The organism is Leptospira langatensis (assembly GCF_004770615.1).
Classification (GTDB): Bacteria; Spirochaetota; Leptospiria; order Leptospirales; family Leptospiraceae; genus Leptospira_B; species Leptospira_B langatensis.
Genome location: NZ_RQER01000007.1, coordinates 52,258 through 77,797, shown reverse-complemented (window position 1 = coordinate 77,797; position 25,540 = coordinate 52,258). Strand labels below are relative to the sequence as shown.

Sequence of the window (25,540 nt, the reverse complement as noted above, 5' to 3'; positions counted from 1 at the left end):
TGGAATGATAGATCGTTATTCAAATCCAGAGATCGCTAAGATCTGGGAACTAGAGAACAAATTCGATATCTGGAAGGAGATCGAGATTCTCGCCACCGAAGCCAGGATGAAAAAGGGAGAAGTTCCTAAAGAGGACTTCGAAGAGATCCGTTCCAAGGCAAGGTTCAAGGTGGATGAGATCCTAGAGATAGAGTCCAAGGTTCATCACGATGTGATCGCATTCCTTACTAATATGAATTCTTATATCGGACCTGCAGGACGTCATGTGCATTACGGTCTGACTTCTTCCGATATCGGGGACACAGCCCTTTGTGTGCAGATGGTCCAAGCGATGGAGTTGATCCTTCGAAAAACGGACCAACTGATAGAGGCGGTCAAGGAGAAGGCGGTCCAATACAGAAACCTTCCTTGCATCGGAAGATCTCACGGCATCCACGCTGAGCCGATGACCCTCGGTCTAAAATTCGCATTATTTTACGAAGAGATGAAACGAAATCGTGCCAGGCTGGCTCTTGCTAAGGAAGAGATCTCCGTCGGAAAACTTTCCGGAGCGGTAGGAACTTATTCCAATATCGAACCTGACATCGAAGAATATGTCTGCGAAAAGCTGGGATTGAAGCCTGACCCGATCGCGACCCAAGTAGTTTCCAGGGACAGACATGCCGCCTATATGTCTGCGTTAGGCGTTACTGCTGCGAGTCTGGATCGATTCGCGACCGAGATCCGTCTCTTACAAAAAACGGAAGGAAGAGAAGTGGAAGAGCCATTCTCCGCAGGACAAAAGGGATCTTCTGCTATGCCGCATAAGAGAAATCCCGTCATCTGCGAAAGGATCTCCGGGATCTCTCGTGTGATCCGTTCCAATGTTTCCACTGCATTGCAGAACGTGGCTCTTTGGCATGAGAGAGATATCTCTCACTCTTCTGCGGAGCGTATCGTAGTTCCTGATTCTACCATTGCGTTGGAGTATATTTTGGATAAGATGCTTTTCGTAGTGAAGAACCTGCATGTGTATCCTGATGCGATCGAAAGGACTCTGGGTGTGACTCGAGGATTGATCTTCTCCCAGAAAGTACTTTTGTATCTGATCGAAAAAGGTGGCATTACTCGAGAAGATGCTTACGCGATCGTGCAAGGACATGCAATGAGCGTTTGGGCGGACCAATCCCAAAATCTCAAGCAAAGACTTTCCGAAGATCCGAAGGTTCAGAAAGTATTGAAGCCGGAAGATCTGGATGCGATCTTTCAGATCTCTCCTTATCTGGAAAAGGTAGGACTGATCTATAAACGTCTCGGCCTGGAATAATGCCTAAGATTGCCGTTCTGGGTCTTGGATATACCGGCTTACGTATTCTACATGCCTTGCGACAAGAACATGAAGTACTCGGTTTTTCCAGAAAGACCCAAGAAGGAGATTCTTTCCTTCTGGATGTTTCGGATCGCCAACAGATCCTTCAGTTCAGGGAGAGATTTTCTGGCTCTAAGGAAGTTCAAAATTTCGGAGAGGAGTTTGCTAGCTCGAAGGAGATCGACGGTTCCGGAAAAACAATCTCTGGGGCTCCATTCGACTTTTCTTTGATCACCTTTCCGATCCACAAATTGGAACCGAAGGAGCTTCTCTTGCAGACATTGTTCTCTGTTTCCAAACAGGTATGGCTTTTGGGGACCACGAGCATCTACACTCGAAACGGTTCCGAGATCACGGAATCTTCTCCCAAGGAGAAGGACCACGATCGTTATGATACAGAAGCTTCTTTCTTGGAGATGGGGGGAAGGATCCTGTATCTTTCCGGGATCTATGGTCCTGGTCGAAATCCTGGGGATTGGATCCGAAAAGGACTGATCAAAAAAACAAAACGACAATTGAATTTGATCCATGGAGACGATATAGCAGATGCGATCCGTCTTCTATTCTCGTATGAGGGAAGAGACCTGCCCTCAGAGCTCGTATTATCCGATCAGCAATGGCATACCTGGTTTGAAGTGTTCAGACTTTTAGAAGAACAGGGTAAAATCTCTTCCTTTCCCGACCAAGCAATGGATAGAGAAGACGGATTTGTGGACAGTTCGCTTATTCGGAAATTTCTTCCTAGTTTACAAACCAAGGACTTTTGGAGAGAGTTGGAAAAACTGGAAGAACTCCCTTGATCTCCGAGATCACAAATATACTTCATTTATTCTGTCTCTCTAACTTGATCTTCATCATCGGATTTCTGGGTTGGAAGTATTATTACGATCTTAGGATACGGATCGCCGGCGGATTTGCAGTAGGTATTATTTGCTATATCCTTCTTTGTCTGGATCCTGAGTTTAAGATCCCATATTCGGTCCGTATCTTTCTATTCGCAGGACTCATCACTCTTCCTTTCTTTTTTTGGATGATCAGTCTTGCGATCTTCGAGGATCATTTCGAGCCGAAGGCTTGGCATTGGCTTCTTCTAATCGGAAAACTTTTGATCTCCGCTTGGCTAGTCTATCCTGTCTTGGATCAGATCAATATGAGAGGTCCCATCGGTTCCGCGTCGGTACTCGCTCATGTGATCATTCCTACTCTTCTATCTTTGGCATTCGTAGTGGCAGCGATTATCCGCATTTACTCCGGTAGAAAGGATGACCTGATCGAGACGAGAAGGAGATTGAGAGAAGTCCATATTCTCATGACCGGAAGCGTGATCAGTTTCAATATGTTCTCTCATTTGATCCTGAGGGGAAGGGTCTTATCCGAGATCCTGGATCTTGCCAATGTGATCCTCGCCTGGGGTTTGATACTCGCATTCATGTATCTCGTATTCGAATTGAAAGAAGGTCTCGTAGATCCGAAGCCGGAAGAGATAGAAGACAAGGAAGAGAAAGCGGTCTACGCGGATCCTGCCTTAAGAAAGAAGTTGGTCTCCGCATTCGAAGAGAGCAAACTCTATCGCAAAGAAGGTTTGACCATAGGACAATTGGCGGAAGATCTCGAAGTCCAAGAATACAAGCTACGTCGGCTCATCAACCAAGCTATGGGATTTCGGAATTTTCCTGATTTCTTGAATCGTTATAGGATACAAGAGGCCTGTGAGATATTACTCGCACCTGAAAAGGATGAGATCCCGATCATACGGATCGCAATGGATCTAGGTTACCAATCTCTTGGCCCTTTCAATCGAGCCTTTAAAGAGCTTACCGGGGTCACTCCCACCGAGTTCAGAAAGAACCGAGGTAGGGAAGAGCTCTCAAAAAACACCGCCGATTTCGAAATCGGCTAGTTAATTTACGAAACTGAAGTTCCTGATCTTATTCTTATAGTGTAGAATAGTTCCTACAAAAAGAGGAGAATCGGATGAACGAAGTCCTGGACAAAATCGGCTATACTGGGTATTATCTTTTTACCTTAGCTACGCTTTGGGTCCGTTATATACTGATGGCCGGAGCGGCTTATCTGTTTATTTGGATCATATATAAAGAAAAGTTAAAGCATAAGATCATTCAGAAACGACTTCCTGAAAAAGATAAGATCTTTCACGAACTAAAATACTCCGCGATCACTCTTATGATCTTTGCGGCTTCCGGGATCCTGGTCCTACTCATGAAGCAAAGCGGGATGACTCTCATCTACGATAAAGTAGAGGATTACGGAGTCCCGTATATGATCTTTAGTATTATCGCGATCATCTTCCTGCATGATACGTATTTCTATTGGACCCATAGACTGATGCACCATCCAATTCTGTTCAAGAGAATGCATCTGGTACATCATAAGTCCACGAATCCTTCTCCTTGGGCCGCGTTTTCCTTTCATCCGTACGAGGCCGTGGTAGAGGCGGGGATCGTTCCTCTGGTGATCCTATTTCTTCCCATCCATACTGTGGCTTTGGTAATATTCTTCTTTTATAGCAATTTCTTGAACGTGCTCGGACATCTTTCCTTCGAGCTATTTCCGAAAGGATTCATAGAGAACAAATTCCTGAGGCTGCATAATTCCACGACTCACCATAATATGCATCATAAATACTTTAACTGCAATTACGGTCTCTACTTCAATATCTGGGACAGGATCATGGGGACGAATCATGAGAGGTATTTCGATACTTTCAGGGAAGTCACTCATAGAGAGCCGGAACATTCTTCCGACGGGACTCTGGACGGCTCTCCGGAGATCCAAGGAGTTTGATCAGAAGAAGGGGACAAAATTCTACTGAAATGCAGGGAATCGGATCCGAGTCACGGTTCCCTGCTCATTGGAAAGATCTTGTACGGATCCTTTTAGTTGTTTTGTAAGAAGATCCACTAATTCCAGACCCATGGAATCCTTAGACTCGAAGCTTGCCGATTTTCCCCTTCCGTTGTCCGTAACATCCAGGTGGATCCATCCTCCTTCTTGGTAAAAGGAGATCTTAAGGATCCTTTCTTCGGATCTGAGTTTGCCGGGGAATGCATGCTTCAGGACGTTCGTCACTAATTCGTTTAGGATCAGTCCGATTGGAATGGCGAAATTTTGTTTGATAGAAAGACGTTCGCAGTTCACAAAAATCCGGATCTCTTCCTTATCATGTCCGAAGGAACGAAGAAGACTGTCCACTAGCTTACTCACGAACTCGGGAAAGAATTCGTCACTGATCTGGTGCTTTCCATACAAGGATTCATGCACATAGGCCATAGAAAGGATCCTGTTTTGGGACTCGACTAGAACTTGCGCGGGATTACTCTCCTCGATCTCTTCTTGCTGGATAGACAGAAGACTGGAGAGGACTTGCAGATAGTTCTTCACTCTATGATGGACCTCTTTAAGCAGGATATCCTTCTCTTGCAGGCTGTTTGCCATGATCTCTTCGGCGCGTTTCACTTGAGTGAAGTCGCTAATAAATCCCTCTAAGGCGATGATCTCGCCTTTCTCTCCTTTGACCGCTGAGCCTTGTTCGAAAACCCATTTCATATTCCCGTTCCTATGATGGATGCGATAAACGAGACGATAAGTAAGGTTTTCTCGGATTGCATCAATCACATCTCGATACACGTCTTCTCTGTCTTCTTCGTGGATTACTTCTCCGAAAGAAATGGTCCGGTTCGATACGAAATCCGAAGGGGAATATCCGGTTAGTTCGAAGCATCCTTCGCTGATAAATTCCATGGTCCAATTCGGATCTAACGCGCAGCGATACGCTATACCGGGAAGGTTTCGGATCAGGGTGGATAGCTGTCTTTCGCTTTCCTTTAATGCGATTTCGGTCTTCTTGAATGCGGTGATATCCGTGCACATTGCGAGCGCACCTTCATAATTCCCCTGGTAATCGAAAAGAGGATTCGTGGACATGAGAAGCCAAACCGATTCTCCCTTGCGATTCTTGAAATGGAAATCGTGGACCTCTCCGATCCCTCTCTTTCTGTCCTCTAACCTTCTGTTTATTATATCATGAAGTTCTAATGGGATTAGGTCTAATATCGTTCTACCGACGAACTCCTTCTCTCCTATGCCTAAGTAATCCGCCATGGTCCGGTTCATATAGGTGGTCTTCCCGTCTTTATCGATGAGCCAAATCCCTTCCAATGTAGTCTCTACGATCTTCTTATAATTCCCTTCGGCTCTCAAAAGTCCCATCTTTGTCTCTTCGAAGTAGGCGAGTATGATGGTGATCGCAGAAGAAAAACGGAAGAAACCTCCGAGTAGAAAACCGAAATGAGCGAACTCTTGTAAAGGGCGAACGAAAGGATAATTGGCTACATGAATTCCCCAGAGGATGAAGATCCAACCGGTTATTTTCTTTCCAGCTTCGAACCTAGTCGTATTTAAGAATGCGATCCCGGTATAGATCTGAGATAGACCAACGAGTAGATACACCGGCCAAACCCAAAAACCAGAAGTGATCTTCAGATAATCCGCAGTAATAGCACCAAGCCCGACCAATACAAAGATCCCTTTCATTGGGAGGGTGACAGGCTTTCTTAAGAATAAGAAACAACCGTAGAATTGGAAGAACGCCCTTAAGAAGTCTACGCTTAAGGTGGGGAAGTAATAATGAAGGTGATCGAATTCCCCTACTTGGAGAATATTTCCTATATAGAAAAGAAGATGAAAGAACCAGCCGAAGGTCCAGGCAAGTAGAGCCTTGTTCCCTTCTTTGCTATATAAATAGAGATATACTCCGAATACGAAGACTGCAGAAGGAAGAGCAGCCAATAGACTGGGTAATAGCCACGGGTGCGACACGAGACTCAGCTAAAACTCCTTCCGTTCCGGATCGAATCCGAAAAGGCCGAATTATTTCTTTATGAGACGAAACTCTCTTAAACAATAATTGCCACTCGGATGTTTCATTTCCAGGGACGGCTCCAAACCATACCCTAAGCTTTGAACTCTTTCAATGTATTTTTCAGGTAACTCACAGGAAGGACCAACGTACAATGCCTTATCGAATTCGTCCCAATTCTTCCATCTATACTTGCTATCGTTCCTGTATTTTCCGTTTGAGACGGTTTTTTGGCGGAATAGAAGGTCGAACTCCGAAGCAAGGATCCTGCCCGGGATCTGAAAATTTTCTTCTTCATGGAATGCGTTGAATGCGATGTATTTTCCGTTCGGATCAATCACTTTGGCAAAGTCCCGAGCCGGTTGGAAGGTGGCTGTATCGAAACCCTTCAAGCAGAATTGATTTGCTGAGAAGTAGGTAGAACTCAAAAGTCCACCGTCTCGGAAGAATAAGCTTCCTGCCCAGAAAAAGAAAAAGAGAGAAACACAGATCGAAGCGATCTTCCATACATTGGAAGACAATTGGATAAACCTATAGAACCAAAAGCTCAGGATCAAAAGCAAAGCAGGAAGAGGATAGAATACATGTCGAAGCTGTTTGTTTCCGGTGCTTGCGTCTATGACTATGTATTGCAAGAATACGATGATCGTAATGGCAAATAATGGATCTTTTGCAAAGCTCGGCCAAGTCCTGTTTTGCAGTTTGGAGAGAGCCTTGTCTAAGAAACTCGTCTTTCCTGCCTCCGTCTCCCCGCCTAATTTGGGAGCTGGAGTCTTTTCGCTTCTTCTGGAATAGATCCAATAGAACAGGATCGCAATACTAAAGAAGAAGAACAGACGGAAGATCCAAGGTTCCGCGAACACATGGCTTGCCGGGAATTTCTTCTCCGGAGATTCGAATAGGCTTAAGATAAAACTGCGAACGAATTTGTTTACGATCATCTGAGCGTTTACGAGGCTCATGACCCTATCTAAATTGGCGAACAACCAGAAGAAGCTCGGCAAGATAGCATACAAATAGAGGATGCGTATGGAACTCGGAGTGACCGATCCGATCTCTTTTCTGGTTTTATATAAGAAATAATTAAAATCCAAAAAGACGAGAACAGTAAGTAAGTATAAGACTTTCTTAAAGGATTTCTGGTCCAGGTTCCAATTTGTTACCACTCTCAATACAGGAAGAGAAAGCACTAGTAAGACTACGATGATCAAGAAGGCGAGTCTCAGTCCCTTATAATGATTTCGGATCGCAAACCGAACGAAACCGATCCATTCCGGAAAACGAGAGATCAGCTCGTATAAGAAAATAGAGATAAATAAAAGAAGTCCGTATGGATACTTGGTAAAGAAAAGAAGAAGAAGGGTAACTGAAACAAGAATCGGGACCCTGGAATCCTTGGGCAAGGCTTCTCCTTGTTTTAGGTCCTTTACGGAATCATACAGTTTATATAATCCGAAATAAACCCAAAGCAAAGAAAGCATTCCTTGGGTCTCCAGCATAGAAGACAGACTATAAGCAGGAGTCTCGGAAGTATGGAGGCTCATTGCTAGAATAAAAAGAGAAACCAATCCTCCGAAGATATAAGAGCCTGTGATCCTGGAAGCTATATAGATGATGCTTGGGAAGCAAAGAGCGTAAAACGCGAGTCCTAAAAATGAATCTTTCCAGGTGATCGGCCAAGAACCGGGAGTCGCAAGTAGTGCCAAAGAGAAAATAGGACGAAGAGGAGGCCAGGTAGCTGCTTCCAAAAAAGGAAGGATCCCTCTCCAGATCTTGCCGTCTCTCAGGTCTTGGAACTGATCGTAGACAGCGGTTAAGCGAATGTTTTCGTCCCAGGTCAAAAGATCGGTGATAGGACAGATCTCCAAAAAGGCCTGCCAATTCTTGGAGACCATGATGCCGGTAGCGGCCAAAGTTAGAAGGCCTGCGAGAAAGCCTAGAATTCTATCCCAAGAACGGTTCATTTTTTTGAACTTCGTTTAACAGAGTAAATTTTTTCGATCACATAGAGAGGACGATTCTTGGACTGATCGTTTACACGGCTTAAGTATTCTCCGATCATCCCGAGTGCGATGAGTTGTACCCCGCCCAATACCAATGCTACGATCATCACCGAGGTCCAGCCTTGGATGGTATCGTGAGTGAATAATTTCAGATACAGGATATAGATCGTGTAAAGCGCTCCGAAGAAAGCGGAAGTAAATCCTAGATAGGAGGAAAGTTTTAAAGGGGCTGAAGAAAAGGAGGTGATCCCGTCCAAGGCGAACTTTAGCATTTTGCTTACGGAGAATTTGGTCTCTCCGTGAAAACGCTCATCCCTATCGTACTCCAGTCCAGTCTGCTTGAACCCGATCCAAGCGATCAGCCCGCGGATATAACGGTGCTGTTCCCTCATGGAGACTAGGACGTCCGTTACCCTTCTGCTCATGATCCTGAAATCTCCCGTATCGATCGGGATCTCGAATTTGGTCAGCTTCTTTAGAATGCGATAGAATACGTGAGCCGTGATCAGCTTGAAGAGGGATTCTCCTTCTCTCTTTCTCCGTCTGGCATAGACTACGTCGAAACCTTCGTCCATTTTTGCATACAGGTCCGCCACAAACTCGGGGGGATCCTGGAGGTCTCCGTCCATGACGGCAACCGCTTCTCCTCTTGCAGTATCAATGCCTGCGGTGATCGCCAATTGATGGCCGTAATTTCGGGACAGATTTAAAAGATAAAAACCGGGCTCGGACTCGCAGAATTTTTTCAGAACGTCGAAGGTCCCGTCTCTGGAGCCGTCGTTTACGAAGAGGATCTCCACATCGTCCTTGGAGAAACCGTTCTTCTCTTTTAAGATACGAACTAAGACATGTAGTCTTTTCACTAACTCGGGGATTGTTTTTTCCTCGTTATAAACGGGGATCACTACGGATAAAAGAGGAGGCTTGGAGGGCATTGCTGACCTTGGTACGATGTTTGGATTCGTTCAAAATGTCGACAATATTTCCATTTGCGTTTTCTTCGGAGAAGGCTCCAAGGGATTCTCTTTTTTACGGGCTTTGCTAGCTTCCGTCAGGCCAATTCCGCAAAAAAGCGCTTTACAAGGAGGCTGGAATGTCGATCTTATATAAGCACAAAAATCCAAGAAAGGGTTATGAAAATCAAAGTCACCACGAAAAACGACGTTCACATCATCAAGATCGAAGGTCCTATTAAAGCAGGAAATGAATTCGAACTTGGGCAGAAAATCGAGGAGTATATCTCGAAAGGTGACGTTCCAAAATTTATCATCGACTTGAAGAAAGTTCCTTTCATCAACTCCGCCGGCTTGGGAATGTTCCTGAACATCTACAAGCATATCGACGGTTTGAAAGGCCGGATGGTATTTACTAACTTGAATAATGATATCGAAAACTTGATGGAGATCACTAAGCTCGCGAGTATTTTCGAAATTTACAAAACGCTGGAAGAGGCTATCGAATCCTTCGAGTACTAGCCTAAACGATTTCGGTTGGCTTCCGATCTACTACAGTATCTGAAAAAGAAAAAGCTCCGCCTGTACATCCTAGCGGGGATTTTTCTCTTCTACCATCTCTTATTCAATTCTTTTACCGGACAGATCCTACTCAACAAGATCCTTGCGAGTGCGATTGCCACTCCAGCCAAGGTTCAGGTCCAAGGATTTTCCCCTCTTTTCGGGATCAAGCTCTCGGACCTTGAAGTCTATCCCTCTCCAGAATGGGGGAGCGAGCCGTTCTTTCGTCTGAAGGAACTCCAGCTTTCTTACAATCTTCCGCTTCTATTCCTAGGCAGAGCAAAGATCTCCAAGATCGGTGTCCATGGATTGCACCTGGATCTGAAGCAGAAGGGAGAGACTTGGAATTTCTCTTCTATCTTTCTTCCAGGGAAGAAGGAGCCGGAACCTCCCGTTCCGGAGAAGGAGCCGCGCACGAGCATTCGGACCTACTTTCCTTTTAGCGCCTATCTGATGTTAGATTGCAAGGATATCAATGTAAGTGTAGATTCCGAGAATGGGCCTAAGTCGTATAAGGCCGCTCTCAAAGGTTTGGAACTTGGCTTGGAAGTGGATACAAATAGGTTCACTCGGATCCCATTGGATCTAAGCGCTATCGATCTGATCGACGAATTTTCTCTACAGCTCAATCCGAAGAATGAGGTGACGATCCAATTCCAGAATGCGTCTGCGAGTTTGGACCATTCTTTTCGGCTGACTTGGATTTGGGAAAGGCATCCTCAGGATCAAGATGTCTTCCATTCCAAAATGGATCTGGGTTCGGAAAGAATCCCGATCCAATTCCGGAATCGAACCGCTTCCCCATTTGCATTTTCCGTAAAATACGATTTGGATCTTTCTGCCAAGAAGAAGGAACTCCTTCTGAGGGATCTGGCTTGGAAGGTGGGAGAGGATATTTGGCTGGAAGGAGGAGGAAAAGTTTCCGACATCCGGGAAAAGTCCGCTCAGGTAAATCTCGCTATCCAAAAATCCAGGATACGTCTCTCTCCTTTTTCGGATTTTTTACATAGTTTAGGTTTTTATGATATTTCTCTTGCAGGAGAGGCAAGCCTCGCTCCTGTGCTCGCCGAAGGTTCCTGGGAGAATCTGAAAATCCTAGGAGAAGTAAAAGGGAACGGCTTGGAGATCCGTTTAGGAAAGAAGAAGCATTCTATTCCCACCTTATACCTGGATTGGAGCATAGGACTTAGGCCTGGCTCCCAGGAAGAGCCGAATTCAGCGAGGCCTTTGCCTTGGTTGGATTCCGCTATATGCAAGAATTTTAAAGTAGAATACAACGGGATGAGGCTTGGCGGAGATCTGCATTATAACCGCTCTTCCGGTCCTAGCCTGGATTTGAACCTGGAGAATTTTAGCCTAGGCGATTATCTTGCCGGATATTCCGGAAGATTCTTTGCGAGGCTTCAGGCAAAGGGACCTGATTTTTCCAAGTTGAATGCGGATCTAAAATTAAAGGCAAACGGGTTCAAATTCCCTCTTGCTCGAGGGAACTCCGGGAATATCGGCCTGGACGGAAGCCTTTCCTCTATATTATATTTTCCTAAAAAACCATGGGGATTGACGGATATTTTCGTCTCCGTTTTGGATCTAGAAGCGGATTCTCCAGACGGGCAGGCAGGTGCTCGTTTGAATTCTTCCGGAAGGATCGGGCTCGGAGACAATTTCGTTTTGGATCTGAAGAAGACCCGATTGGATGTGGATCTTGAGAATTTGATCCCTCTTCTTCCTTTGTCTTTACGAGAGACTTTGATCCCGGTGAGAGCTCAAGTCGGGAACGGGATAGGACTTCTGGGAGATTTTTATTTTTCCAGCAATTCTCACGGGCAAGAGATCCGAGGAGGACTGGGACTGGACCTTCCCGGCTTGGATCTTAGGGATGGAAAATTATCCTTGGCTATGCAAATGCTTGGAAAGCCTAGCTCTCAGATCAAGATAGAGAATTTAGAACTCAACGGATTTGCGGGAAAGCTCAGCTTTCGCACGAGTGGTGTGCTTGCGAAACCAGGCAAAGGGGATCCTCCACCTTCTATGGGAGAATTCTCTCCGGATCTGAAGGGAGGATTGCGGATCGTCGCTAAGGAGAATAGTTCTCTCATCCGAGGATTGCATTTTAGGGGAGATATGGGCCTGAACTTTACTTGGCTTGGCTCCGTGATCCAAGGAAATCTTATATCCAAAGATTCTAATATACTCGTCCAGAATTCGCATTGTCCCGGATATGATTGCAAGATGTATCGGATAGACGGTTGGAACTCCAATGTGCCTTTTACTCACGATCTTTCCGTGAAGGAGACTAAGAATCTTATCGAGGGAAATAAGAGGAAATTCGTCATGAATTACGGGCGGACTCCCGCTCCGAATTTTACGATCCAACAGATCTTGGGGGCTCATCCTTCTTTGAAAGGGGTTCCTTTCGAATATGTGAAACCGAAATCCAATTCTCCGGGGCTTTCCGCCAATCTGGAATACTCGGAAAATTATTTACGAATGGATTATCTGAAGGTAAATACTCTGGACGGAGAGATTTGGGGAAAGGATATGATCGTTAACGTTGGCTCCGGGGATCCTGAAAAGATGGAATACTCCGTTTCGCTCAGGGTCAAGGACATCGATTTAAAGCAATTGCTCCCTGCTAAGAGCCAATCCAAGATAGACGACGGTAAAGTAAAGGCAGACCTGAATCTTTGGGGAAGGAATCTGGGGGATCCTGTTCCGAACCTGAATCTATTCTTTAGCGTGTATCAGATCGGGAACGATTTCGGAAAGAGTGCGATCAATATTTTTGCTCCTTCTAACTTGTTTACGGATTTCATTTACGGGAGTTATGCCGTGGACAAGATAGAATTGGAATTGTCCAAGGGACTCGTGTATGCGGTGATCCTATTCAAGAGATCCATACTCGGGACCTTTATCAACCTGGAAAATAACCAGGTCTCCCAACAGAGGATGCCTTTGGCAAATTTCCTAAAACGTGCGCAGAGCGAGATCGAGACCTTCAATCAATAAGCCATGTCGAATATCCTAAAATATTATATTATTCTTTCTGCATTTATTTTTTCTTCCTGCGTGATCAAGGCTCCTTTGATCACATTCACTCAGACCCAGACCGCAGCGGAGAAGCAAATGCTCGGAGAGGATCGGAATCTGGAAAAGGACGGATGGTTGATCGCTTCCATCAAGACCTCTTCTTCCGGCTCCGAGATCTGGGAGAGGGATCTGGTCAAGGAAGAGTTTGCAAATCCGGAAGACAAGACACTGTACATTGCTCTGCGGACTCTGGCATATTTAACGAAAGAGCTTCGGGAATATAGGGTGCTTGGCGTTCTTTCCGAGGGCTTGGACGGAAAGGTTCGCTGGAATCCGAAGATCAAGGAGGCCGGAGCGGAGAAGGTTCGCCAGGATCTTCCTACTAAGACCAGGATCGAGAATCTACTCAAGCTCACAAACGATAGCAGAGAGATCGTGATCCGAGAGAAATTGAAGAAAGCGATTGCCAAATCGGTCACTCCTTTGACTGAAAAGGAAAAGTCTGTCTTGAAGGAATCCATGGTTACCACTTGGATCCGATCCGTTGTTATCGGAGAATATTATGAATCTTCTCCGAACGTATGGAAGAAGAAGGAGTGATCTGCATTGTTTCTTCTTCGTATTCTTCTTTTCTTATCTATTATTCATTTAAACGCCTGTTTGGTCTTTACTCCCGCAACGAGAGTGAAACCTATCGAATTCGATTACGGGCCAATCTCTAAGAACTATTTCAATCCGGACAATGAGAAGCCTTTTCCTCTTACGGTCCAAAGGGGAAATAACTTATACAATTCCACTACCAAGGACGGAAGGTATCTTTTCTATACTACGGGACAAAAGGGGAATTACGATATATGGTTCCGGGATCTGAGGAGTTCCATCGTAGTTCCCGTTACGGAGCATCCTTCTGGGGAATACAAACCGGCCATCAGTCCTTCCGGAAAGAAGCTAGTCTTCGTATCGGAACAATACGATTCTGCGGGAGATATAGTGCTTCTGGAGATGGAGCCTTCTCTTTGGGCAAAACGGATCCTGGAGGGAAAAAGGTTCTTAAGCCAAGACTTCCAGTTTATTACAAATTTAGAATATGAGGATCCTCTAAAATCGGATAAATTTTCCGATTCGGACCCGAGTTGGGGGCCTGACGATCGTTGGATCGTTTTTTCTTCGGATCGTTTGAGTCCTGGCATCCCGAATCTGATCCTTTGGGATACGGATGGAAAGGAAAAACCCAGACTTTTAACCAAGGATGGAGCGACGAATCCTTACTGGTCGAGCGACGGGCGAACAGTAGTGTATCTTTCTTATGCGGATACAAAGGAAGGGGAGATCTATTCTTTGGATCTGATCTCGGGAAAGACAAGGAGACTTACAAGCGACGCTTATTTGGATTTTTCTCCCAGCCTTTCTCCGGACGGAAAGTATCTTTTCTATACTTCGATCCGAAACGATTCGGACGGGAATCGGAAATTAGACGAGAGGGATAATAGCCTGATCATTCGATTGGATCTCTCCGACTCTAAAGAAAGGAGGATCAGCTCCGGCAACTTCTCCCTATTCGATACGAAGTACTCCAGCTTTAACGGGGGAAGTATCCTATTCACAGCATCGTATTACGGAACCTTAAATATCTATTTTCTTCCTTTAAGCGGTTCCGTTCCTAAGGCCGAGGATATCCGTTCCCAATTCGAGTTAGCAAAGGAATACGGAAAGAAGCAATCCTTCGAGGAGTATTTATTCGCCCTCGATTCTGTTGAACTATATTTTAAGGAAGATCCTCTCTATCCTATTTTTTGGGCCAAGGTATTAAAGGAAAAATACCAAGGAGCGAAGCGATTCGGAAAACAGAGCCTTGTTTCCGAATTGAGAAAGGAGCTACTTTCTTCTCGCATGGACCCAAGATTCGGTCTTGGTTTTGCATACTATCTGGAAGTAGAGAATGGGATCTCGCAACAGATCCGAGACTATTATTCGGCATTGAAGAATGTTCCAAATATAGACTCCCAGTTGATCGGAGCGTTTTCCGAAGAGTTGGGCATCTTAGAGGAAGCTTCCGGAAGAGCGGACAGAGCGCTTTCTCTTTGGGAAGGCATCCTAGAAAGAAATCCTAAATATTATAATATTAGGGAAGTGTTAAGGAATATAGGCTCCGTACAATTGAGGGACGCGGGAAAGAAGGGATGGCTCCTCTCGAATACTCTTATCCAGGCTTCGAACCGGCCCGATCTAAAGACGGAAGATCTCAGAAATCTTTACGAGCTATTTGAGGACAGGATCGTTACGGACATTTCCGATTCTGACAAGTGGAATATAGCGGACACGATCGCATCTGCGAATTCGATCCATACTCGTTCCCCCGTATTGGATCGATTTTTGATCTATGTTAAGGCTTTGTCGTATCAGAGGCAAGGTTCTTTCCAGCAAAGTAACGCGCTTCTAGATCCTATCATGAAGGATTTGAAGCCCTTGGATCCACTTTTTCTGAAGGCGCATTTGGTTCGTTCCGAGAACTTCAAGGGAATGGGAAACGTCCGCAATTCCTTGGAAGAATTCAAGGCATTCTTGGAGAACTACGACCATTCTTCGGGAGTGAAGATAGATGATAAGGAAATGGAGAGGTTCTTTATCTATTTCGAGAATTTGGCGCGGAACTACGAGAACCGCTCCGATTTTCTACAAGCCTCTTTGCACTATTTCTATAATACCGAGAATATGTTCTTGGCCAAGAGCAAGAATCTCTTCTTGGATACAATATACAAAGATTACGCAATATATTATCAAAAGCTAATGGTTGATACTTCTTTCAAGCTGGCCAAGTCAGTGAGTGAGAAAAGTGCTCTGGGGCTATTGAAGAATTTTAATCCTTTGGATTATGATCCCTTGGACCAGAAGGAAGGTCTCTTCTATATCAATCAATATTACGAAAAGGAAAAGATCCTGCCGAGGGCCCGTACTTTCTTGGATCTTGCCACTTTGTACGGATATGCATATTATCTCATCAATCGCTCCGTGATCCGAGAAACGTTCTATTACGCCTCCGGAACCATGGACGTGATCAAGAAAGAGGCGGCTCTAAGGGATTACAAGCAGGCGGAATACGAGCTGAGATGGATCATATTCGCAGATCCAACCTTTCATGATGCTTATCAGCTCTTGGGCTGGCTCTATCAGTATGTGGACATTATCAAGTCCAGACGATCCGGAGAGAAGGATGATACCGACGAAGAGATCTATAAGAAAGAATACTCAAAGTATTTTCCGGAAAAGAACTTCGAAGAGAATATAGAATTATACAGCCAGATCCTGGAGCTATTAGGAGAAGGTTTCGCGAATAAGAAGGCCCTTTCGGATCTAAGGCTAAACCTGGGGAATAATTACTTCTTACTGAAGAATTATCCTAAGGCGGATGAACAATATTCCTTGGTGGAATCATATTCGAATTATATAATATCAAAGGCTCAGTTCGAGGATTATAGGCAGAGAGCCGTCTTCTTGTTCAATTCAGCCCGTGCTTCCATGTATATGTCCAACTATTCGGATGCTGCCCGGAAGCTAAAGGCTGCAGACGAATTATACTCTAAGAATGAGTTTCCACAGGTTCATAGCGGCCCCAATTCGAATACAAATTTGCAAAGTTATAGGGAGAAATTGGCTTTGATCCGTACTTTGATAGGGCTTTCCTATATGGAGATCGGGGAATATGCCAGGGCAATTCCATATTATAAAGAGGCCTTGGAGTTAAACGAGCCTTCCCGCTTTGTAGATCCTATCAATTTGAGAAACGCATTAGCGATTTGTTATCAAAAGTTGGGTAACCTGTCCTTGTCGGAAGAGAATTTAAGGGAAGCAGAGAATCTGAACTCCCAAAAGGGAATTCGTTGGTTTCCTCGGAAGGTGAATCCGAAGTTCTGGGACTATTTTTGGGACTATGTATTCGAGGCTGTGCTCCCGGATTCCACTCGGATCTCCGGTTCGGGAAGATTTCCGGAAGCAATTCCGAGCGCATTTCAACCCTTGCTATCCTCGGGGATCCGGGTCAATAATCTCGTATTAGAACAAAATTATACTCTAGCTGCGGAAGAGACCAATAAACGTCTAGAGCATATAGGGAATAAAGGTTTGCGGAAGACATTGGCGGGACTACTCGCAGAGTCTCAATCCCTGGGAGAGTTAGGCTTCTACGATTACAGACGGGGAGACTTTGAGTCTGCGAAAAAGGATTTCATCGCAGCCAGGGATTTCGAAAGAGAAAAACCTGAATTGTCGGGCCGGTCCGCTGCAAGCTTTAAGAAATACTTATATTCCTTATTTGCGTATATAGAATCCTCCTCTTCTTCTAAGTCCGGAACGGAAGAGGAATTGGCATTTGCTTTGCAAGAGCTAGAGTCCGTAAAGGAAAATGCGGTAGAGCCCTGTGTTTCTCTTTGGGTAGAAGACCCTGTAGAAGGAAGAAAGCGCTGTGAGGAATCATTCTACAAGGAATATTACGATTTTGATATATTGAGAGCGAGCTTGTTATTCTATTCCGGAGAAGATGATTTTCAGAAAGGAAGATGGATAGAAGGTTTCGAAAAACTAGGGATCGCCGCTTCTCTTCTTGAGTCGCCCTCTAATCTTCCCAAGGAGATCGTGGGTCTATCCAAGGATCCCTTTTCCAGAAGAGAAAGGGTCATGCATGCCATCAGTCGAGCCAGCATCTATTATCGTTTGGATGATCTGGATAAAGCAAAAGAATGTCTTGGCTTTGCGGAAGAAATGGCCAATGAATTCTATTTAGGCGCGGAGATGATCCAGACCTGGGTCTTGCAGGCGAGATTGGATCTGCAGTCGTTTGCCCAAGATAAGGCCAAATTGAGATTGGCAAAGGCGGAAGAACTTCTTAAGAAACAATTCCATTTGATCTCGGATAATAAGGGCTTTTTATTGAGAGATCTATATGAAACCAAGATCAGAGCCGACCTGGATGCCTCGAATCCTGGTCTTGCTTTCCAAGATTGGGAACGTTTGGAGAGACTGGTTTACTTTCGGAATTTCAAAAGAGGAAACTGGGAATTTCAGAACTCCCAAAATGAGTATATTCGATTCGAATCCGATTGGAAAGATCTCAAACAAAATTACCAAAGATACCAGATCACATTAGAGACTAGGGGAGATATTAAGAAGGAAGAATCATCCTTATCTCAGGCAGCCAATACGGTCTCCGGGTCTCTGAAACTTTTGAGATCTAAATTACCGGACCGGGCAACTTTCTTGGATCCTTTCGGTTTGATCGTCGAAGATGTTCTTTCTGCAGGGGAGTTAGAGGCGAGTCTCCTGGAGTCCAAGGGTTCCGTATATGCAAAAATTCGCATAAATGGAGGAGTTGCATTCCATACTTTCAAGGATGAGGCAAAGGCAGTCGAGGGACTTCCCCTTCTTGCCGAATGGCAGAAGGCCAAGAAGATCATTCTGGATCCAGGGAACACTGCTTTAGGTGATCGATTCTCGGAGAAATTCTCAGGATTGAGATTTAAGACTGCTGCAGTTGTACAAAAGCAGAAAGAAAAATGGCTCCCGAAGACGATCGCGAGCTTTCAGGAATTGCCTGCGGGAATTCCCTATAGGAAGGTGGATTTTGGGAACTGGAGAGATATATTAGAAGATTCTGATATTTTGATTAGCTCCTTTCCGGAGATCAAGGGAGATTCCTATTTCGGAGAGCGGATCCAGGATAGGATCGAGCTCCGAGACGTTTTTACCAAAGAGCATGGACTAAAAGCCGTGATCCTGACGTACATAAAGAAACCGAATTGGTCGCAGATCCGAAAGGCAAGCGTGGCTCTCTTAGGCTCCGGAGTGGAGGCGGTATATATCTGCTCTCAAGCAGGTCCCTGTGTAACTGAAATTCTTTCAGAGATCCGGAATGGAAAAGAAAGCAAACTTGGCATTCGTTTCGGTTCTCTTCCGGAAAAGGGAGGAGATCGCGATCAGGATGCGGACAGGCTCTATGCAAGAGCCAGACAAAGAGAAAGATCCGGAAAGTATAAGGAGGCATTTGCGGATCTACATTCGGCACGTTCCTTTGCTTCTGCCGGCTCTGCCCTGTCCTTAAAAATAGAATCGGACCTGCTTAGGATCTACCGTTATTTGAAACCGGAGTTTTCTTTGGAGAAGATCTACTCATTGAAATATGAGAAGAGGACTCCGGAGCAGGAAAAAGAATTAGGATTCACCCTTTGTTTGGCACGTCTTTTGGAAACGGAAGACAAGGGATGTCCCAAAGTACCGCTTCCTTCTCCTAAGGATCCGATCTTGGATGCGATTTCCTCTTTAAAAATGGGAAAGGATCCGAGAGATGCGTTGGATCGAGCCGTTTCCGCAGATCAATATGATCCTTTCCTATATAGGTTGAGAATAGTGGACCTGGCGATCGAATCCTATTTTCCGGAAATCGCTTTAGGTCAATTAGATTTTGCTAAATCAAATATTTCGAATGAAGAAGATTCCGATCGCTGGAAAGAAAGTTCAAATCGGGTGCGAAAGCAGATCGCATTGTTAGAAGAAAAGGAAGAATGGACCGAACAGGAAAATTCTCCCCAAGTAGAACTGAGGGAGAGCGAAAGGAATTATGCTTCTCGTCTTCTTCTTTTACAGCATAGAAAGAGATCCGGGCATAGGGTCTCGCCGCTTTCCTTATATTCGGAGATCCATAGCTCCCCTGTTTACTTATTCCAGACCTTAAGTTCTAACGAAAGATCCCAGGTATTGGATATTCTACGATATTCTCTAGCGGAAGAAACAAACGGGGAGATGGCAGAATTTCTGGAAGGATTTGTGGAATATGAGAATTCGAAGGGAAACCTTCCTAGGCAGGCACGTATCACGTTAGAATTCGCAAAGGCCTATTTTTCCCGCGGGGACTATGAAAGAGCAAAATTATGGATCTCTAAAATAGATAAGAATGCGATCGGAAGGCAGGATGCGGAGATCGCGTATCTCAAGTTCAAATTAGATGCAGTCGAAGGACGGAAATTGCAGTCTTTTTCCGATCCTCGCTTTGCAGATCTCGTGGATGCGTATTTGGATGCCGCGACTCAGAAGTCCAAGGATCTGTTGGATTGTGTGAATTCTTGGGTGAAGGCGCATAAGAAGCAGGAACTTACGCCAAAACAAAGAAGGGAATTGAACGATTTCATTACGTATCTCCAAGTGCTTGCCTTCCAAAAAAACGATTCGGAAACCTTCTTCGATCTTGTATTGGCTAAAGAGAAGATCTCTTCCGTTCGCAGTATAACCCTGGGGAGGAAGCCATCTTATGCCGATTTGCCTATTTTTCGTCCCATATCTTTCGAGCTCGAAGAGAAGATCCCAGAGAATCAAGAATTTCTAATATTAGCGGACCTTGGATTACAGACTTTTTATGTTCGATTCTCCAAGGGCAAGTCTAAAGGAGATCTTGCCTTTAAGGATAATCGCAGGATCAAGGCAGCGATCACAAGATACAATGAAGAAGTGGAGAAGGGTGGCTCGGAAGTGCTGCTTCGGGAGGCGTTAGAGACCGAGATCCGCCAAGGAATGAAGTTCGCTAAGAACAAGATGACGTATCTCTATCTCACATCTTCTTATTTCCTGGCGCCTATACTTCCCAAATCTGAAGAAGAGATCTACTACGTTGCGGATCCGGAATCCTTACTTAGAAACCCATTCCACAAGGAGAAGGAAGAATTCCAAAATAACTTTGGTATTGTCACCTGGGACGGAGTATCTGCACCGGATTGGTACCAGCAGTTATTGAAATTGGAAAATATGGAGTTGTATCCGCGAGGGAATATTTCCCTTTCACCGTTCCATATCTTCCGAGATCCTTTGGTCTTGGATCCCGAGAAGGGGATCCAGTTCGGAAATCGTTCCATTTCGGACCCAAAGGGAAGCCCAGTCTCAGGAGTTTGGATGCTTTCTTCTTCATTCTTGGATGAGTTGAGGAATGCCTCTTCGAACTTAAAGGATTCCTTATATTATATGGCCAAGTATTGGAAAGGTCCTGGCGTGGTGAATTTGGGCTTTCAGACGGATACGCATAATTCCAGATTTTTGAAAGAGATCTCTTCGCGTAAGGAAGATTCTCGGACGACTCTCAGGAATCGCTTTTTAAAGACGATGGATGTGATGAAGGAACAGTATCCGACTGATAAATATTGGAATGGATACAGATTGTTCACGAATTCGTTTATTACGAAAGATTGATGTAGGAACAAATAGTTCCCACAGGAAAATCGACTAAAAAAATCGGTTGCTGGATTTCAGAATTTCTGATATAGGGGAGCCGGGCCCTCCCACTGGGACCCTCCTCCCCACCCGAGGAGGGTGGGGGCCAGCCCCGTCCCACTCGACTCGAATTTTGCTTCACTTCGTTTAGCAACCTTGCAGGAATCTCACTCCTAGGGTCGTTCGATTGGGTGGGGGCCTCCTCTCTACTCCTTCAGAAGCTCCTTTCTTTCCTCTACCGATAGAGGCTTTAGCTTCTTCATTTCCTCATGGAACTTGGAGAAGTCCCTTCCTGCCTCAGCAAATTTTTTCTTAAAGAAGTTGGACCCTGAATTATAACGGAGCATTCCCACAAAGTCCTCGTTATTCCATTCCCTTTCCGAAAGTCGTTTGCGATCTATTTTGCTCCAGCTCTGTTGGGAAAGCTGATCCTTAAAATTCCCGATGATCTCCGCTTTCTTCTTTTTTAAGGATTCATCCGTTCCGCCTTGCGTGTAGACTTCCTTCAGGATCTTGGCGGTGGACATCATGATTTCCTTATATTCTTTTCTTTCTTCTTCCGATCTTTTTCTTTCAGCCAGAAGTTTTTCTCCTCCGACGGAAAGAATGAATTCGTCTGCACCCTCATCTTCTACGAAACTTGCATAGCTTTCGTTGAATAGGCTGTCTCCCGGAAAGTAGACTGTGGCATGTGCCATCTCATGCAATACGATCGAAGCAAGATCTCCCTTATCTTCGTACAATTGTGTGGAGAAGAGAGGGTCCTCGAACCAACCTAACGTAGAATAGCCGGCAGTGATCCGGACCCTGGTGTCCCAACCCTCTTCTTTTAATCTTTGTTCTTCTGCCTTCGCTTTTTCCAGGGAGAAGTAGCCTTTATAGGGAACCGTTCCTGCGATCGGGAACCACCAAGTATAGGATTCGAATCGAAGCGGATGGCAGGCACTTACATGCCAGCCGATCGCTTGTCTATCCAACTGTACAAAACTTTGAAATCCTCCCTTTTCGGAAAGTGCAAGTTTTCGGATCCCGAACTCACGGATCTGTTCTACTTCTCTTAATTTTTCTTTGGTCTTTTCGGAAACTTCCGGATCGGATAGGACCTCCGAGATATTTCTTCTCTGAAGAAGGATCCGAGCCTGTTCTTTTCCGAGATGGAATAAATAGGGAACACAGCCTTCGCACGCAAAAAATAGAAAAAGGAAAATTGGCAGCCTAAGAATAGAAGAAGAGAATCCGAGTCGACTATTCTCCCGATTCGGCAGAGGATGGGTTGAGTTTGTCGGCATGAGATTTAAGCTTCCTCCCATAGTCCTAATAAACATCGGACTTCTCGTTTTATTGGCCTTCGTCCTCATTCTTCCAGGAGAGGGAGGTTTGTCCTCCTTTTTCCGAGGCGGCAAGCCTCTCAGCTATAGCGATCAAAGAGCTGGGATCAACTTGCAGAATGCGTTTCGCAACGTATACAATTCGGCAAAGGATTCCGTCGTTTCCATTCGTACCAAAAAGACGGAAGCGATCACGAGCCCGTACCAATACTTCGATTATAGGACCGAAAGACTTTCCTCTTTCGGAAGCGGTTTTTTGATCCATGAAAGAGGGTATGTGGTCACGAATTTTCACGTGATCAAGGACGCGGAAAGCATAGAGGTCATCGCCTCTGATGGTAGCGTCTTCCCCGCAAAATTCGTAGGAAGCCATGAAAGAGCAGACATCGCACTCTTAAAGATCCGAGAAGGCACCGGACTCAAGCCTGTTTCCTTCGGAGATTCCGACAAAATTGAGGTAGGGGACTGGGCGATCGCCATCGGATCTCCTTTCGGACTGGAGAGATCCTTCTCCGTTGGAGTCGTTTCCGCAAAATACAGAGAAGATCTGGATGAGACCGGCCAGACCCATATCCAAACGGATAGCATGATCAATCCAGGATCCAGTGGCGGACCTCTCTTGAATATTTATGGAGAAGTGATCGGTATCAACCGCCTCATCCGAAGCGACTCCGGAAGGAACACCGGCATCGGTTTTGCCATTCCCATGAACTATGCCAAGAAGATCATCCAGCTCATAGAGGAAAATCGAGGAAGGATTATCCGACCGGCGACCTTAGGAGTGATGGCGACCGTTCCACTTCCGGATCATAGAAAGGCCTTGGGTATTCCGGACGACTGGACCGGCGTTCTGGTCTACGATATGGATGCAGGTTCTTCTGCAGAAGTCTCCGGTTTGAAACGATATGACTTCATTATGGAAGCGAACGGTGTGAAGGTTAAAAATATTAATGATCTGCGAGAGCAGGTCGGAATAGTAGGACTAGGCGGTAGGCTCAAACTCCGAATATATCGGGAGAAAAGTCTGGAAGATCTTACCGTCAGGCTCATACAAAAATAAGTTTCCGGACTTTAGGCTAGCGCATGAGAAGAAATATCGTTCACAGCGGTGCGGACGCTCTGATTTACGAGATCCGCCAGATCGTAGGTGTGGCTAAGAAGCTTGAGGCTCTTGGAGTTCCCATCACCTATGAGAATATAGGCGACCCTATCCAAAAGGGAGAAAAAGTCGCGCCTTGGATGAAGAAGATCGTATCCGATCTGATCTTAGAGGACAAATCCTGGGCCTATACTGCCACCCAAGGCTATGAGAAGACCCGAAATTTCCTCGCGGAAAAAGTGAACGAAAGAAAGGGAGCGCAGATCAGCGCGGATGATATTTTATTTTTCAACGGTCTAGGGGATGCAGTCGCTAAGATCTTCGGATTCTTGCGAAGAGAGGCGAGAGTGCTCGGACCTAGCCCCGCGTATTCCACTCTTTCTTCTGCGGAAGCGGCTCACTCCGGTTACGAACATATGACCTATAATCTTCTTCCGGAACAGGGATGGATGCCCGATCTGGCGGACATAGAGAACAAGGTTAAATACAACGATTCCATTGCAGGGATACTTCTTATTAATCCGGACAATCCTACCGGCGCAGTATATGATAAAAACTTAATGCGAGAGATCGTAAAGATCGCCGAGAAATATGATGTGATGATCATATGCGACGAAACTTATGCTCATGTGAATTATTCCGAGACTGGGACTGTACACCTCTCCGAAGTGATCGGGGACAAGGTGCCTGGGATGGCGCTTCGTTCCGTTTCCAAGGAATTCCCTTGGCCGGGCGGTAGATGCGGTTGGCTCGAGATCTTCAACAAGGACAAGGATCCTGTCTTTGCGCGTTATGTGAAATCTCTCTTGGATGCTAAGATGCTGGAAGTATGTTCCACCACTCTTCCTCAGATGTCCATTCCGGAGGTATATTCTCATCCGAATTTCCTTCCTCATTTAAAGGAAAGAAATGAGAAGTTCAAGAGAAGAGCAAAGCTTGCTACCGAATTCTTCCATGGGCTCAAAGGGGTGACCGTAGTAGAGCCGAAGGGCGCCTTCTATCTGACTGTGGCTTTTGACAAAGGAGTCTTAAACCATAAGATGACGCTTCCTATTTCCAATCCTAAAGCCGAGGAATTCATTCGTCCTTTGCTGGGGGATTGTGCCCCCGACAGAAGATTCGTATATTATCTATTGGCTTCTACCGGGATCTGTGTGGTTCCTTTGACCTCTTTCTGCACGGACCGCGACGGATTCCGGGTCACTCTTCTCGAGGAAGACGAGGAAAAATTCCGTTGGATCTACGGAAGCTTACGTAAAAGCATAGAAGACTATATTCAATCCGCCTGATCTATGAAGGACTCCTCCGTAAGAATTCCTAGGATCGGGGTAATGGACTCCGGAATGGGAGGTCTTTCCGTTCTGAGGGAACTCTTGGCCCTTCCTTACCAGGTGGAATTCCTGTACTACGGAGATCTTGCCAATTCTCCCTACGGGGAGAAGAGCACATCTCAGATCCTAGATCTGACCAGAGCGGTTTGTCATTTTTTTATTTCCAAAAAAGTGGACGCCATACTCCTCGCGTGTAATACGGCCACTTCCGCAGCAGCTCTCAAATTGAGAGAAGAACTTTCGGTCCCTATTTTTGGGATGGAGCCTGCGATCAAGCCGGCTCTTCTTGCCCATGAAAAGGAGAAGATCGCGCTTCTTGCCACGGCGGTTACCCATAGAGAAGAAAAATTACAAGAGCTCAAGGCGGATCTAGGCGCCAAGGAACGGATCCTTCATCTGAATTGTGACGGTTTAGCCCATCTGGTGGACCAGGGAGATCTACAGGGTGCTCGTAACCTTCTTCAAAACATATTAAGGATCCCGAAAGAAGAAGGAGTCAAGGCCCTAGTGCTTGGATGTACGCATTACGTTTTCTTGAAAAACGAAATCATGGACCTTTATCCCGAGGCTATCCTCCATGATGGGAACCAGGGAACGGTCCGTCATTTGGCCAATTCACTTCATTTGGATCGGGTTTCCGGAAGGCCTACGTTCGAACTTCATTTTTCTTCTCCCGAGAAACCGAATGGTATTCGCCAATTCGCCCTCCAACTACTCGAACGAGGGCTTTGAGGCATTCGTAAAATAGGTAGAAATTTTTTTCCAAA

Annotated in this window: 15 protein-coding genes; 11 read left to right on the top strand and 4 right to left on the bottom strand. The window is 45.4% G+C overall.

From position 1 onward, the window contains the following. The first annotated feature begins 4 nt into the window (after window positions 1-4). The 4 genes from purB (at window position 5) to EHO57_RS12075 (ending at window position 4,153) form a co-directional block, all read left to right on the top strand. Window positions 5-1,306: an adenylosuccinate lyase gene (purB, locus tag EHO57_RS12090; protein ID WP_135643460.1), complete on the top strand. Its 1,302-nt coding sequence runs from the start codon at window positions 5-7 to the stop codon at window positions 1,304-1,306. Next, complete coding sequence (locus EHO57_RS12085; RefSeq protein ID WP_135643458.1) at window positions 1,306-2,148, top strand: Rossmann-fold NAD(P)-binding domain-containing protein; 843 nt, start codon at window positions 1,306-1,308, stop codon at window positions 2,146-2,148. Before purB ends, EHO57_RS12085 begins: the two co-directional genes overlap by 1 nt. Then, on the top strand, window positions 2,145-3,248 hold the full coding sequence (locus EHO57_RS12080) for a helix-turn-helix transcriptional regulator (RefSeq protein ID WP_135643456.1): 1,104 nt from the start codon (window positions 2,145-2,147) through the stop codon (window positions 3,246-3,248). Before EHO57_RS12085 ends, EHO57_RS12080 begins: the two co-directional genes overlap by 4 nt. A 74-nt stretch (window positions 3,249-3,322) precedes the next feature. Continuing rightward, complete coding sequence (locus EHO57_RS12075; protein ID WP_135643454.1) at window positions 3,323-4,153, top strand: sterol desaturase family protein; 831 nt, start codon at window positions 3,323-3,325, stop codon at window positions 4,151-4,153. A gap of 21 nt (window positions 4,154-4,174) precedes the next feature. Here the strand turns inward: EHO57_RS12075 and EHO57_RS12070 are convergent, their stop codons facing one another. The 3 genes from EHO57_RS12070 to EHO57_RS12060 are packed head-to-tail and all read right to left on the bottom strand — an operon-like array spanning window position 4,175 to window position 9,165. Then, on the bottom strand, window positions 4,175-6,187 hold the full coding sequence (locus EHO57_RS12070; RefSeq protein WP_135643452.1) for a PAS domain S-box protein: 2,013 nt from the start codon (window positions 6,185-6,187) through the stop codon (window positions 4,175-4,177). Between the two features lie 51 nt (window positions 6,188-6,238). Continuing rightward, complete coding sequence (locus EHO57_RS12065) at window positions 6,239-8,191, bottom strand: hypothetical protein (RefSeq protein WP_135643450.1); 1,953 nt, start codon at window positions 8,189-8,191, stop codon at window positions 6,239-6,241. Then, window positions 8,188-9,165, bottom strand: a complete 978-nt coding sequence (locus EHO57_RS12060; protein WP_135643448.1) for a glycosyltransferase family 2 protein — start codon at window positions 9,163-9,165, stop codon at window positions 8,188-8,190. Before EHO57_RS12060 ends, EHO57_RS12065 begins: the two co-directional genes overlap by 4 nt. 198 nt (window positions 9,166-9,363) lie before the next feature. Between EHO57_RS12060 and EHO57_RS12055 the strand changes: the two genes are divergently transcribed. Genes EHO57_RS12055 through EHO57_RS12040 form a run of 4 tightly spaced genes read left to right on the top strand, consistent with a single transcriptional unit; the run spans window position 9,364 to window position 20,994 of the window. After that, window positions 9,364-9,705: an STAS domain-containing protein gene (locus EHO57_RS12055; RefSeq protein ID WP_008594836.1), complete on the top strand. Its 342-nt coding sequence runs from the start codon at window positions 9,364-9,366 to the stop codon at window positions 9,703-9,705. Between the two features lie 15 nt (window positions 9,706-9,720). After that, a complete protein-coding gene (locus tag EHO57_RS12050) occupies window positions 9,721-12,750 on the top strand; it encodes an LIC_11026 family protein (protein ID WP_135643446.1) in 3,030 nt (1,009 codons plus the stop codon). 3 nt (window positions 12,751-12,753) lie between these two features. Beyond that, complete coding sequence (locus tag EHO57_RS12045) at window positions 12,754-13,371, top strand: DUF1318 domain-containing protein (RefSeq protein WP_135643444.1); 618 nt, start codon at window positions 12,754-12,756, stop codon at window positions 13,369-13,371. 6 nt (window positions 13,372-13,377) lie between these two features. Further along, window positions 13,378-20,994, top strand: a complete 7,617-nt coding sequence (locus EHO57_RS12040) for a PD40 domain-containing protein (RefSeq protein ID WP_135643442.1) — start codon at window positions 13,378-13,380, stop codon at window positions 20,992-20,994. 227 nt (window positions 20,995-21,221) lie between these two features. Here the strand turns inward: EHO57_RS12040 and EHO57_RS12035 are convergent, their stop codons facing one another. Further along, on the bottom strand, window positions 21,222-22,304 hold the full coding sequence (locus tag EHO57_RS12035; protein ID WP_135643440.1) for an aminopeptidase: 1,083 nt from the start codon (window positions 22,302-22,304) through the stop codon (window positions 21,222-21,224). Here EHO57_RS12035 and EHO57_RS12030 point away from each other — a divergent pair. From EHO57_RS12030 to murI, 3 genes are read left to right on the top strand one after another with little or no spacing between them, the layout of a single operon-like run. Next, complete coding sequence (locus EHO57_RS12030; protein WP_135643438.1) at window positions 22,303-23,403, top strand: S1C family serine protease; 1,101 nt, start codon at window positions 22,303-22,305, stop codon at window positions 23,401-23,403. The genes EHO57_RS12035 and EHO57_RS12030 overlap by 2 nt on opposite strands. 23 nt (window positions 23,404-23,426) lie before the next feature. Next, entirely contained in the window at window positions 23,427-24,731 is a 1,305-nt protein-coding gene (locus EHO57_RS12025; RefSeq protein ID WP_135643436.1) for a pyridoxal phosphate-dependent aminotransferase, read from the top strand. A 42-nt stretch (window positions 24,732-24,773) separates the two neighbouring features. Beyond that, a complete protein-coding gene (murI, locus tag EHO57_RS12020; protein WP_210410014.1) occupies window positions 24,774-25,505 on the top strand; it encodes a glutamate racemase in 732 nt (243 codons plus the stop codon). The last annotated feature ends 35 nt before the right edge of the window (window positions 25,506-25,540 follow it).